Here is a 12,651-nt window from a genome sequence, read left to right as displayed (position 1 = left end):
GATTCATGCTATCGCGCTGGAATTTCGCGCGGTCACCAAACGTTACGAGGGGAGCCGGAGCGTACACGACGCGCAGCGGCACAACGGCAGTTGCAGGCGGTGGGGCTGAAAGCGTGGGGCGAGCGTTTTCCCCACGAGTTGTCTGGTGGCATGCAGCAACGTGTCGGGCTTGCGCGGGCAACCACCCACCGCTGGGTCATCTGGCTGTTGCCTATAGCCGGCTTTGCGTCGGGGCTGGTTTATCACCTGATCGGCAAGCCGGTGAACGCGGCAATAACCTACTGATCGACGAGATTCACGACCCGAAGAAAACCGTTCCGCTGCGCAGGGTGCCTCTGGTGCTTGCGGGTACGGTGATATTCCACTTCTGGAACTTTCGTGCTGTTTCAAGCAATCGATTTTGTCATTTTACGACCCCTCTCCAAGCCCCATTGAGCTGCATAAATCAAAGGTTTCAGGGCGCGTCGGGATTTCTCACAAAAAGCACTGATGGCACGTTGACTCTCCCCTTAGGGGGAGACTTTAGACTCCCGGCCCCCGATAGATCTGGCCTCAAAACAGCTTTTTTGGCCCGATGACTTTATTCATTCAATGCGGCTTTTGTAGGGAAACACTCAATGAATAATCCGTTGGAATTGGACAGCGTTATCAGCAGTACACAGGATATTCTTGCGCAGTTGCTGGTGCTGGATAGGGGCGACGTGACAGAGCACAGCAGTATTGTTGACGACCTCAGCGCCGACTCGCTGGACATCGTCGACCTGAGCTTCCAGCTGGGCCGTCAGTACGGTTGCACCTTGCCGAAAACCAGCGTGCTGGATCACGCGGTAGCGGTGTTCGGCGACGCCACCCGGTTTGTCGAAAATGGCCGAATCACGCAGGACGGCGTGGCCTTGCTGGAGCAGAGCCTCAGTGCTTATGCGCCGGGCCAGTTGCACGTGGGCATGCAGCCGGGCGATGTCTTCTCGGCCACCACCGTGCGTAACTGGGCGCAGCAATGCCATAACGTTTTCAACTACCTCCCCGAGACCTGCCCTGAGTGTGGCGCGGTTCATGCCCAACTCAATGAACGCCAGCAAGTGGTGTGTGGCGGTTGCAGTGCTCGCCTGACCCCTCTGGACGGTGACTCGATCTCGCGTCTGTTGGTTGAGCAGTACGCGGCCGCCCAGTTGAAGGCTTCGGCGTAGGGGGTGCCTTGATGCAGGCCCGAGAGGTTCTGGTCACCGGCTATGGACTGGTGGCTCCCACGGCACTGGATGCGGCCTCGCTGTTCACGACGATCAGCGAAAACCGTTCCTGCATTGGCCAGCACCCGGCGTTTGTCGAACTGGGGTTTGCGAACCCGGCGGCCGGATTTATCGATGAGCAACAATGGCAGGTCATCGCGGCGGCCTTTCCGGGCGACCTGCAGACCACCTCCCGCCAGGAATGGCTGGCGCATTACGTGGCCCGTCAGGCGCTGGCCCATGCCGGGTTGGCCGACGGCGCTTTTGCCCGAGTCGCCAGCGGTATTTTCGTCGGGGCCAACAAATATTGCGTGAGCGGTGATTTGCGGGACGCCAGCCGTTACATGGACGATCAGGGGCGGGTCGATCTCGACCAGTTCCTGGATAACCACACCCTCAGCGGTGGGGCGTTTGCCCGGCGGGTTGATCAGCAAACCCGCCATCTCGCCGAATGGCTGGGTGTACGTGACCATATTTCCACGCATTCCGATGCCTGTGCCGCCGGCACCATGGCCATCGGCAGCGCCTATCGAGCGATCGCCCGTGGCGAGATCGACCTGGCGTTGTGTGGCGCGGTGGAGTTGATGGCCCATGAATTGTCCTACTACAGCTTTGATGGGCTGGGCGCACTCTGCCAGCGCGTGGACTTTTCCCCGCAAGAACAGAGCCGGCCATTCATGCCGGACCGCTGCGGCTTTGTGCTGAGTGAAGGGGCGGCGCTGTTGGTGCTGGAATCCCGCGAGCATGCCGAGCGTCGTCAGGCCTGTTCGCTGGGCCGGGTGCTGGGTTACGCGAATCTGTGCGAGGCAGAGAAAATCACCTCCAGCAGCCGCGATGGCAGCAAGTATGCCGCCTGCATGACGGCGGCCCTGGCCGATGCCGAACTGACCAGTGCGGCTGTGGACCATGTGAATGTTCACGGTACGTCGACACAGGCCAATGACCGTTGCGAGGCCCTGGGCCTGGTGCAGGTCTTCGGCGAAACCCTGGAGCAGATGACGTTCACCGCCAACAAATCTGCCGTAGGGCATTCGTTGGCCGGCAGTGGTGCCATTGAGGCGGTGCTGTCGTTGATGAGCATTCAGTTGGGCGTGGCCTTGCCGACCCTCAATTTTCAGCCGGAAAAATCCGAATTTCCGGCGTTGAAATTCCTTTGCGAACCGTTGCAGCAACCGATCAATGTCGTGCTCTCCAACTCCTTCGGGTTTGGTGGCGTGAACAGTTCGTTGGTGCTGGGCAGGGCATGACATGACCAGATCCAATTCAACCGCTGTTTATATCACTGCGGCGTCGGTACTCAACGCTGCCGGTACTGAATGTGCGCCTCGTGACAGTCAACCTCAGGCCGCGCAACCGCTGGATTTCGACCCGGCACGTCTGGCCCATTGTGTCGCAGCGCCCGCCTTGCCGGCGGGTGTGTACGACCGCAGACTGTCCCGCAGCCTCGAGCCTCAGGGCGCGCGCCTGCTGTATTGCGCCGGCCGTCTCGCCGAGACCTTGCGTGGGCTGGAGCTGCCCGACGAGCGGATCGCATTGACCGCTGCCATTCCGGAAGTGGATGGCCCCAGCTCGTGCTGGGATGCAGTGCAGGCCATTGGCGCACAACCGGCAGACCTGTTGGCGCAATTCTTTGCCCACACACCGCCGCTGCATGCGCTGATGATGCTCAACAGCAGCGTCATGGCCCACGCGGCTGAGGCCTTGCGGTGCAAGGGGCCCATGGGCGGTTTTTGCTCCCAGGGCAATGCGGGGCTGGATGCTTTGATGGAGGCCGCTGCCCATCTGAGCGAAGGCCGTGCCGATGCTGCCGTCGTCGTCAGTAGCAGTCCGAACATCACCCCGGCGTTGTACCTGCGTGACACGAATCACCCACCTGTGAACCCCGGCCCGTGGGTTTTCGGCGAAGGTGCTGCGGCACTGTTGCTGACGACCAACCCAGGCAGCGGTGCTCAATCTGCGTTGCGTATTGCCGGGTTTGCCCGTGGTTACAGCGCGCAACCCGAGCGTGGACTGGCGGTTGGTCGCGACGTCATAGAGCGTGCTTTGAGCAATGAAAAACTGTGCCTCAACGATATCGGGCAAGTCGTCGCCGATGCACAGGATCCGCAGATTGCCGCGTTGTTTAGCCTATCGGGGCACACCCTCGAACACTCCAAGGCGTTGCTAGGTGACTTGGGCGCCAGCGCCTTGCTCAGCGAAATCGCTGTGACCTGGGCACTGGATTGCAGCCGTTACACGCTGTTGCTCGAACATAGCCGAGGCGGGCATTGGGGCGCGGTACTGCTGGCCAGAACGTCGTCGGACACAGAGACAATGGAGAGTTACCCATGAGCCCCACACGGATCGTGATCACGGGCATGGGCGCCGTCACCGGCTTCGGTTTCGAGTGGCAGTCCATGTGGCAAAGAATGTTGGCCGGCGAGCATTGCATTCGGCCATGGCAACCGGAAGGCGTCGAGGCGGGTGCGTTCCCCGTGCGTTACGCAGCGCCCGTGGATATGGGCTTGATGCCGGCACACTTGAAAGACCATCCGGCCTGGGGATTGTCGCTGGAAAAACGCACCCGCTTTGGCTGGGTCGCGGCCACCCAAGCCATTGCCGATAGTGGTCTGAGCCCCGAACAGTTGCGTGGCGCGGCGGTATTGTCAGCGTCCGGCGCACCTGCTCATCGTTTGCAGGACATGCTGCTCAGCCTGGCGGATAACCCGGCGCAGGCGCCGTCCTGGGCTCAATTGATGGCGCGACAGGCGCAGGTCGATCCTGACAGTTCACTGTGTCAGAGCAACGACCGCCTTGCGCGGGTGATTGCCGATGGCATCGGCAGTGAAGGCCCGGTGATCAATGTCAGCAGCGCCTGCGCGGGAGCGTCCCAGGCCATCGGCAATGCATTCCAGATGATCCGTCGCGGCGAGGTCGAGCTGGCCATTGCCGGGGGCGCGGATTCGGTGCTGAGCCTGGACACCATGACCGCGCTGTATCTGCTCGGCGCCGCCAGCAGCGAACAGCGTTGGGGCACCGAACTGTGTCGGCCGTTCGATCGCCATCGCAGTGGCTTGATTGCGGGTGAAGGCGGCGGTTTTGTAGTGCTCGAAACCCTTGAACGGGCGCTCGCCCGAGGGGCAACGCCGTACGCCGAAGTGCTGGGTTTCGGCAGCAGCCTGGATGCCTACAAAATCACCGCACCCGACCCGCAGGGCCGGGGCGCGGTGCTGGCGATGCAGGCGGCCCTGACGGATGCCGGGCTGGCGCCGCAACAGGTCGATCTGATCAATGCCCACGGTACGTCGACCCCCCTCAACGATGCCGCCGAAACCCTGGCAATCAAAACCCTGTTCGCCGAGCGCGAACATTATCGGCGGTTGCTGGTGACGGCCAACAAATCCCAGTTCGGCCACCTGATTGCGGCCGCCGGAGCACCGGAGTTCATGCTCACGGCCCTGGCCTGCCGGGATGATCGGGTCACGCCGACCCTGAACCTGCAGGATGCCGACGAACAATGCGACCTCGACTACTGCGCCCACCAAGCGGTCAAGCGCAAGGTCGACGTTGCCCTGAGCAACTCCTTCGGTTTCGGCGGCCTCAACACTTCACTGGCGCTGGGCAAGTACCGGGAGGCGCCGCGATGAAACAGGCGGTCGCGATTGCCGGTGCGGGTTGCGTGTTGCCCAGCGGCTGGGGTGTCGAGTCTTTTTGGGCGGCCGCAACCGAAGGGCGCAGTGCAATTACGGCGCTGAACGCCCGACGGTTCAGCAGCGAGCGCGTGGTGGCGTTCGGGCAAATTCAGGATCAGGACCACCAACGCAGCCGACAAGACCTTGCGCAAAACCTTCAGCGTTACTGCACGCCGGCAGTGATCTGGGGTGTCAGCGCGGTACGTCAGGCGTTGGAAGAAGCCGGCCTGGCTGATGAGCAGCCGGATGTCCGTTTCGGTTTGTATTGCTGTCAGGGCGGCTACACCCATCCGTCTCTGGAATCCTATGCCGAGTTGTTGCACGGCTGTCGGCAGGACGGCGTCGCCGACATGGCGGCGTTCGCCAAACGGATCCTGCAAGACCGTGCCCAGGACCCTTTTCTGGTGCTCAAAGGCTTGAGCAACTGCTTGCTGGGTGTCACCAGCCTGGCGCTGAAACTGGTGGGCGAGTGCAACGCCTATATGCAAGGTGTCGCCGGCAACCTGGCAGCCTTGCGTGAGGCTACGGCCGCTTTGCAGGCTGGCCGAATTGACGCGGCAATCGTTGTCGGCGCGGGCAGCGAGCTGGATGCCCTGGCGCTGTCCGGGTTGGTCCAGGCGGGTGTCATCAGCGCCAACGGCTCGAACACGCTGCTGCCGTTCGACCTTCGGGGCACCGGCGGCATTGCCGGGGAGGGCGCGGCAGCGTTGGTGCTGCGCCGGCGCGAAGACCTGCCGGCCGGTCCTCAGGCGTGCCTCGCCGACATGACGGCCCATGCCTCCCTCGGTCGCTTGAGCCTGCCCGACAGCCCAACCGATGTGTTGGTGTGCAGCGGCACCGGCGATGCGCACAAAGACCGCGTGTTGTGCCAGACGCTGGCCCTTGCGCGCGCCTCGCACATCACCAGCGGGTTGGCGATCAACGGCATTCTCAGCGCGGCGCCGAGCCTGGTGGATCTGATGCTTGCCCGTTGCGCATTGCAGGCCCAAAGCGTGCCGCCGATTGCCGGTTTGCAGCAGCCAGTGGCGAACCTGCCGTTCATTCAGGGCGCGCCCCACGCCGCGAGCCTTGCGCATTGCCTGGTGCTGAACCGCGACGACAACGGATTCAGCGCCGCCTATCAAGTGCACTACAGCGCAAAGGTCACTCAGGACTGCCGCTGACTACCGCCTCTTTTTTACTTTCAAGGGATATGACTGTCATGGATTATCGCGATTTCGTTCGGCCCAAATTCGTCGGCCTGCTGCAGGCACTGGGCCTGGAGTGTGAATTTGAGCGCGCCCTCGGTAGCCAGTTGTTCTACCGCAACCCCAAGGGCGACATGGTCACGGTCACCGACTTTCTCGGCGGTTACGGTGCGGCACTGTTCGGCCACAACGACCCACAGTTTGTCGATCAGCTATGTGCGCTGCTGCGCAGCGACGTGCCGTTCAACGCACAAATGTCGATCCGCGGTGCGGCCGGGCAATTGGGGCGAGCGCTCAGCGACGCCTTCAATCGCGAACTGAAGAACACCGAACGTTATATTTCGACTTTCTCCAACAGCGGCGCGGAGGCGGTGGAAATCGCCGTCAAGCACGCGGAGTTCCGTCGCCAGAAGAGCCTGCAAAAGCAGTTCGACGACATCGATTTCACCCTGGCCAGCCTGACCGCCAGCGAACACGCTTACCGCGAACTGGAGGTGGCCGACCTCGACCTGCCTGCAGGTGTCCTGCCGGCCACACTGAACAGCGTGACCTTGCGTCAGGTGGTTGAAGCCGTTCGCCAACACAACCTGGCGCAGTTGCACATCGAACCGGTATTCGTCGCCCTGCGCGGCAGCTTCCACGGCAAATTGGTCAATACCGTGCAACTGACCTATGGCCGTCAGTACCGCGCGCCGTTTGCCCGTTTTGGGCTGAACGTCGAGTTCATCGACCCACAGCAGCCCCATCAGTTGCAGGAATTGCCGGCCCGGCACACGCACCATTGGTTGAGCCTGCAATGGGACGGCGAACACCTGCACGTCCTGCAACTGCCGTTCAGTGCGATTACCGCCGTGTTGATGGAACCGATTCAGGGCGAAGGCGGTATCAACGAGTTCGTGGCCGAGTTCTATCTGGGGCTGCGCAAGCTGTGTAACGAGCAACAATGCCCGCTGGTGGTCGATGAAGTGCAGTCGGGTTTTGGTCGCGCCGGGACGTTTCTTGCCAGCAGCCAGTTCAACCTGCAAGGCGACTACTACTGCCTGTCCAAGGCCCTCGGCGGCGGCTTGATGAAAATCGCCGCGACGGTGATCCGCAGCAGCCACTACGAAGGCGAGTTCAGCTACATCCACAGCTCGACCTTCGCCGAGGACGACCCGTCCTGCCATATCGCGCTGTCGGCATTGCGCCGGTTGTTCGCCAATGACGACGCGATGCTCAAAGACATACGCACCAAGGGCGCCTACCTCAAAGCCTCGCTCAATGAACTGAAGATGGCCTATCCGGATGTGATCGCCGATGTGCGCGGGCGTGGCTTGCTGGTGGGGCTGGAATTGCACGACTTGAGTGTCAGCAGCTCGCTGGTACAGGCGTCGGCCCAGTACAACGATGCCTTGGGTTACTTGATCGCCGGTTACCTGTTGCAATTCGAAGCGTTGCGGGTGGCACCGTCGGGCAGCAACTCCAACGTGATTCGCCTGGAGCCGCCAGCCTGTATCACCCTGAGCGAAATCGACAAGCTGATCGCTGCCCTCAAACGGGTCTGCGACATGCTGCGCCGTGGCGATGCCTTGCCGTTGGCGGCGGGTATCTGCGCGGACTCGATGCCCGCCGTGCCAGCCCGTCAGAACGATTTTCGGGTGACCGAGCCCGTTGAAAACAGGGATGCCAAGGTCGAAGTCGTCGCTCGGGTAGCGTTCATCAACCACCTGATCGATGCCGATATCCTCGGTGACGTCGATCCCTCGCTGGCAGCCCTGAGCCCGGAACAAAAACGCACGTTCATCAATCGCACCAAGCCTGAACGCCGCGCTGTGCCAGTCGGTCCGGTGATCATTCGGTCGCGCCTCGGCATGGCGGTGGAGTTCACGTTATACCCGCTGTGCATGGACTCGGATGCCATGGCCGAGTACATCCGCAGCGGTGACCTGGACAGCATTCGCGAAGAAGTCGGCAGGCGTGTCACCGATGCCCGCGCCGATGGCTGCAGCATCGCCGGCCTCGGGATGTACACCTCGATCGTCACCAACAATTGTCAGGCGCTGAAGATTGCCGACATGGCGCTGACGTCCGGCAACGCCCTGACCATCGGCATGGGGCTCGAAGCCATCGAGCAAGGCTGTGTACAGCAAGGTTTGGCACTTTGCGAGCAAACCGCTGCCGTTGTCGGTGCCGCCGGTAACGTTGCGTCGACCTATGCCTCGGTGCTGTCCGCCACCGTCGATCACCTGATTCTGATTGGCAGCGGTCGTGACGGCTCGGTTCGGCGCCTGGAGAAAACCGCGCAACAGATCTACGCCGACGCGGCCCGCTCGATCCTCAAAGGCACGGCCGAACACGACCGCTTGGCCCAGCGACTGCTGACCCTTGATGGTTTTCGTGGCTTGTTGCACTCACATGGCCAAAAAGCCGACCTCGGTTTGCACATCGCCCGTCTGGTGGATGAACGCCTTGGCGCGAACGCCTTCATCACGGTCACCAACGATCTCGACGCCATCAAGGGCGCACGGATTGTCCTGTGCGCTGCCAATGCGCCTCAGCCGTTCCTCGGTGCCGAACATTTTGCCGAGCGCAGCGTGATTTGCGATATCGCCGTGCCGCTGAACGTCCATCAAGACCTGCCGAGCCAACGCGAAGACGTGCTCTACATGCACGGCGGCATCGTCCAGACGCCGTTCGACGACGGCCTGGCGCCCAACGTGCGGGCCTATCTGAAAAAAGGTCAGTTGTATGCGTGCATGGCCGAGTCGGTGTTGATGGGCTTGTCTGGCATGAGCCAGCACGGCTCCTACGGCGATATCAGCCGTGAGCAAGTTCAGCAGGTCCGCGCACTGGCCGCGACCCACGGTTTCACCCTCGCGCAATTCAAAACTCAAAACTCACTTTAAGGAGCGGTCATGACTCAGAAAATAGCTGTCGTGACCGGCGGCAGCCGTGGCATTGGCAAGTCCATCGTGCTGGCCCTGGCCGGCGCGGGTTATCAGGTTGCCTTCAGTTATGTCCGTGACGAGGCGTCAGCCGCTGCCTTGCAGGCGCAGGTCGAAGGGCTCGGCCGGGAGTGCCTGGCCGTGCAGTGTGATGTCAAGGATGCGCAGTGCATTCAGGCGTTTTTTGAACGGGTCGAGCAACGTTTCGAGCGTATCGACTTGTTGGTCAACAACGCCGGTATTACCCGTGACGGTTTGCTCGCCACGCAATCGTTGAGCGACATCACCGAGGTCATCCAGACCAACCTGGTCGGCACGTTGTTGTGCTGTCAGCAGGTGCTGCCCTGCATGATGCGCCAACGCAGCGGGTGCATCGTCAACCTCAGTTCGGTGGCCGCGCAAAAGCCCGGCAAGGGCCAGAGCAACTACGCCGCCGCCAAAGGCGGTGTAGAAGCATTGACACGCGCACTGGCGGTGGAGTTGGCGCCCCGCAACATCCGGGTCAACGCGGTGGCCCCCGGCATCGTCAGCACCGACATGAGCCAAGCCTTGGTCGGCGCCCATGAGCAGGAAATCCAGTCGCGGCTGTTGATCAAACGGTTCGCCCGGCCTGAAGAAATTGCCGACGCGGTGCTGTATCTGGCCGAGCGCGGCCTGTACGTCACGGGCGAAGTCTTGTCCGTCAACGGCGGATTGAAAATGCTATGAGCCAGGTACGCACGATTGTGATTACCGGCGCGGCCAATGGTATTGGCCGCGCCGTCGCGGAGAATTTTGCAGCCCAGGCCGAGCACCTTTTGATCTTGCTTGATCGGGATCTGGCAACCTTGCAGGGGTGGGTCACCGAGGGCGAATTTGCCGCTCGCATCGAAACCCATCAAGCGGACATCGCCGATCTCGCCAGCCTGCAACTTCTGTTCAAGGGCCTGGCCAACCGGGTCGGCTTTGTTGATGTGCTGGTCAACAGCGCCGGGGTCTGCGACGAGAACGAACCCGAAGACCTCGACAACTGGCACAAGGTCATTTCGATCAACCTCAACGGCACCTTTTACGTCACCTCGTTGTGCCTGCCACTGATGGCGGATGGTGGGCGGATCGTCAACATGTCGTCGATCCTCGGCCGAGCGGGCAAGGTCCGCAACACCGCTTACTGCGCCTCCAAGCACGGCATCATCGGCATGACCAAAGCCTTGGCGCTGGACCTGGCGCCACGGCGAATCACCGTCAATGCCATCCTGCCCGCCTGGATCGACACACCGATGCTGCAAGGCGAATTGGCGGCTCAAGCGCGCATCGCCGGGATCACCCACGAGCAAATCCTGCGCAATGCCAAGAAGAAGTTGCCCCTACGGCGCTTCATTCAGGGCGACGAAGTGGCGGCCATGGTTCGTTATCTGGCGAGCCCGCAGGCGAGTGGTGTCACGGCGCAAAGCCTGATGATCGACGGCGGTGCCGGGTTGGGAATGTAGCCATGGCTCGACTGGGATTGAACCGCGGCCTTTTGGCCGCGCTGGTCAGCCTCGGCCCGCCAGCGGCGATCGCCGAGTGGTTGCCGGAGCATCATGAAGCGGAGATCGGCGTTGCCACGGCCGTGCGTCTGCACGGTGACGACCGGGTCACGCAGAAGGCCGTGTACCTCAAGTTCAGCCTGGAGGATGCCTGGGACAGCGGCTACTACAAGGCCAAGGGCCGAGCCCGTTACGACTTCCGTTATGACGGCAACAACCCATACAGCGCGCAAGCCCGGGACGATTACCGGGCGACTGCCGATTGGCGGCACCTTTACTGGGGGCTCTACGTCGGTGACGGCGAGCTGACGGTGGGCTGGCAGCAGGTGGTGTGGGGGCGTGCAGATGAATTACGGGTGCTCGATCAGATCAACCCGCTGGATTATCGCGAGGGTGTGATCGGTCTGTTGGAAGACAGCCGCATCGCCGTGCCGATGATTCGCCTGGTGCAGCCGGTCGCCGAGTGGGAGCTGGAAGCGCTGGTGATCACTGATTTTGTGAAAAACCAGGCGCCGGCCGTCGGCAGCGAGTTCGATGCACCGATCTTTGCCACACCCGATCCGCAGATGTTCGTGGTCGATTCGCGGCCCGGTTATGACGGTCACAGTGGCTTCGGTTACGGCGCCAGTGCCAACGGCCGGATCGGCACGGTGGATGTCAGCTTCGTTGCCCTCAACGCCCGCCAACAGGACCCGGTTTACGCCGTCGAAGGCCAGACCGAAGAGGGCCTGATTCGCCTCGAGCGGCAATTCCCGCGCTATTCCATGGGCGGTGCCGGTGTGGCCATCGATGCCGGCCACAGCATCGTGGTACGCAGTGAAGTCGCCTACTTCGACAATTGGCGCGTCACCAATCCTTACCGCGCTTACGGCAGCGACCAGACGGCGATGACCAAGTCGCTGCTGGGCGTCGATTACCTATTGCGGGACTGGCTGATCTCGACGCAGTGGCAACATCAGCGGCTGCTCGACTGGCAGCCCGGCATGGTGCAAGACAAGCGCGACGACCTGTTCACCGTGTCTGCCGAAGGCTCGCAGTTCCAGGATCGCCTCAAGACCCGTCTGGTTTTCGGCATGTCGCCGCCAGCGCAGGACGACAGTTTCGTTCAGGGGATCTTCACCTACAAACCGGTGGACTGGCTCAAGTTGGGGCTCGAAGTCGATGTGTTCTTCGGCAAGCCCGACCGCCAGTTCGGTGCGTACGACAACCGCGACCAGGTGCGCTTGTCCGCCGGTTATCTGTTCTGACCACACCGGTGCGGTGTGCGAACCACTCAAACAATGAAAAGGAAATCGCCATGTTGCCCATCTTCAAGACCCTGACTGTAAGCGCACTGCTGCTGAGCGCCGCTGCCGCCATGGCAGCTGAAACACGCACGGCCGACGACATCATTCGCCAGGCCCGGGACCGCGATGACGGCAAGAGCTTCATGTCCCAGGTGTCGCTGATCCTGATCGACAAGCAAGGTAACAGCCGCATCCGCGAGTTCAGCTACCTGCAAAAGGATTACCCGGACAGCGACAAGTTCACCATGTATTTCTCCGCGCCGAGTGATGTGCGTGACGTCGCCTTCCACATCGAAAACCCGCGTGAGGTCCTGGGCCTCGAAGACAGCCAATGGATGTATTTGCCGGTCAGCCGACAGACCCGAAGGATTTCCACCACCGACAAACGCGGGGCGTTCATGGGGAGCGACTACTCCTATGCCGACCTCGACAAGATTCGCGCCGAAGACTATCGCCAAACGCTGGTTGGCGAAGAGCAGTTGCAGGGTCGCGATTGCTACGTGATCGAGCGTGAGCCGGCGACGCCTGCCGTGTTGGCCAAGACCGGCTACAACAAGCTCAAGGTCTGGGTTGACAAGAAGAACTCACTGGTGCTGCGCCAGGACTTCTTCGATGTAAAAGGTGTGATGTTCAAGCAGATGCGCACCCTGAAGACTGAAACCATCGACCAGATCGACAGCATTACCCTCAGCGAAACCGAGGACTTCATCGCCGGTACGCGCTCTCAGCTGCGCTTCAACCAGTTGCAGTACAACGTCGCGCTGGACGACCGCCTGTTCACGCAGACCGCGATCAAGCGCGGGCTGAAAGCCGGCGACTTGCCGGAATACGCCGTGTCTGCCCGCTAAG

General features: G+C 61.7%; 10 protein-coding genes and 1 pseudogene. All 11 read left to right on the top strand.

Going from position 1 to position 12,651, the window contains the following annotated elements:
* Positions 1-42: 42 nt before the first annotated feature.
* Positions 43-180 (top strand): annotated as a pseudogene (locus tag PRJ_RS30425) (ABC transporter); the annotation flags it as partial.
* Between the two features lie 437 nt (positions 181-617).
* Entirely contained in the window at positions 618-1,187 is a 570-nt protein-coding gene (locus tag PRJ_RS15760) for an acyl carrier protein (RefSeq protein ID WP_010953688.1), read from the top strand.
* Between the two features lie 11 nt (positions 1,188-1,198).
* On the top strand, positions 1,199-2,473 hold the full coding sequence (locus PRJ_RS15755) for a beta-ketoacyl-[acyl-carrier-protein] synthase family protein (RefSeq protein ID WP_104961901.1): 1,275 nt from the start codon (positions 1,199-1,201) through the stop codon (positions 2,471-2,473).
* A gap of 169 nt (positions 2,474-2,642) precedes the next feature.
* Positions 2,643-3,557 (top strand): beta-ketoacyl synthase, encoded by a 915-nt coding sequence (locus tag PRJ_RS15750; RefSeq protein ID WP_104962887.1) that lies wholly within the window; start codon positions 2,643-2,645, stop codon positions 3,555-3,557.
* Positions 3,554-4,852 (top strand): beta-ketoacyl-[acyl-carrier-protein] synthase family protein, encoded by a 1,299-nt coding sequence (locus PRJ_RS15745; RefSeq protein WP_104961900.1) that lies wholly within the window; start codon positions 3,554-3,556, stop codon positions 4,850-4,852. The genes PRJ_RS15750 and PRJ_RS15745 overlap by 4 nt, the downstream gene beginning before the upstream one ends.
* Entirely contained in the window at positions 4,849-6,060 is a 1,212-nt protein-coding gene (locus tag PRJ_RS15740; protein WP_104961899.1) for a beta-ketoacyl synthase N-terminal-like domain-containing protein, read from the top strand. The genes PRJ_RS15745 and PRJ_RS15740 overlap by 4 nt, the downstream gene beginning before the upstream one ends.
* 38 nt (positions 6,061-6,098) lie before the next feature.
* Positions 6,099-8,969, top strand: a complete 2,871-nt coding sequence (locus PRJ_RS15735) for an aminotransferase class III-fold pyridoxal phosphate-dependent enzyme (RefSeq protein ID WP_104961898.1) — start codon at positions 6,099-6,101, stop codon at positions 8,967-8,969.
* A gap of 9 nt (positions 8,970-8,978) precedes the next feature.
* Complete coding sequence (locus tag PRJ_RS15730) at positions 8,979-9,716, top strand: 3-oxoacyl-ACP reductase family protein (RefSeq protein WP_076402972.1); 738 nt, start codon at positions 8,979-8,981, stop codon at positions 9,714-9,716.
* The gene (locus PRJ_RS15725; RefSeq protein WP_104961897.1) at positions 9,713-10,477 is read left to right on the top strand and encodes an SDR family NAD(P)-dependent oxidoreductase; all 765 of its coding nucleotides are present in this window, start codon (positions 9,713-9,715) and stop codon (positions 10,475-10,477) included. The genes PRJ_RS15730 and PRJ_RS15725 overlap by 4 nt, the downstream gene beginning before the upstream one ends.
* 2 nt (positions 10,478-10,479) lie before the next feature.
* Positions 10,480-11,763, top strand: coding sequence for a DUF1302 family protein (locus tag PRJ_RS15720; RefSeq protein WP_100773789.1), 1,284 nt, complete (start codon positions 10,480-10,482; stop codon positions 11,761-11,763).
* A gap of 50 nt (positions 11,764-11,813) precedes the next feature.
* Entirely contained in the window at positions 11,814-12,650 is an 837-nt protein-coding gene (locus tag PRJ_RS15715; RefSeq protein WP_104961896.1) for an outer membrane lipoprotein-sorting protein, read from the top strand.
* Position 12,651 lies beyond the last annotated feature (1 nt).

This window comes from Pseudomonas sp. XWY-1 (assembly GCF_002953115.1).
GTDB classification, from domain to species: domain Bacteria; phylum Pseudomonadota; class Gammaproteobacteria; order Pseudomonadales; family Pseudomonadaceae; genus Aquipseudomonas; species Aquipseudomonas alloputida.
Note: the sequence above shows the minus strand (reverse complement) of the source record. Positions and strands in the feature narration are given on the sequence as shown.

What these genes read in the sequence shown, in the direction of transcription:
- PRJ_RS15720 (WP_100773789.1), top strand. Translation starts at nt 10,480, where the DNA reads ATGGCTCGACTGGGATTGAACCGCGGCCTTTTGGCCGCGCTGGTCAGC.
- PRJ_RS15715 (WP_104961896.1), top strand. Translation starts at nt 11,814, where the DNA reads ATGTTGCCCATCTTCAAGACCCTGACTGTAAGCGCACTGCTGCTGAGC.
- PRJ_RS15725 (WP_104961897.1), top strand. Translation starts at nt 9,713, where the DNA reads ATGAGCCAGGTACGCACGATTGTGATTACCGGCGCGGCCAATGGTATT.
- PRJ_RS15755 (WP_104961901.1), top strand. Translation starts at nt 1,199, where the DNA reads ATGCAGGCCCGAGAGGTTCTGGTCACCGGCTATGGACTGGTGGCTCCC.
- PRJ_RS15735 (WP_104961898.1), top strand. Translation starts at nt 6,099, where the DNA reads ATGGATTATCGCGATTTCGTTCGGCCCAAATTCGTCGGCCTGCTGCAG.
- PRJ_RS15760 (WP_010953688.1), top strand. Translation starts at nt 618, where the DNA reads ATGAATAATCCGTTGGAATTGGACAGCGTTATCAGCAGTACACAGGAT.
- PRJ_RS15730 (WP_076402972.1), top strand. Translation starts at nt 8,979, where the DNA reads ATGACTCAGAAAATAGCTGTCGTGACCGGCGGCAGCCGTGGCATTGGC.
- PRJ_RS15740 (WP_104961899.1), top strand. Translation starts at nt 4,849, where the DNA reads ATGAAACAGGCGGTCGCGATTGCCGGTGCGGGTTGCGTGTTGCCCAGC.
- PRJ_RS15745 (WP_104961900.1), top strand. Translation starts at nt 3,554, where the DNA reads ATGAGCCCCACACGGATCGTGATCACGGGCATGGGCGCCGTCACCGGC.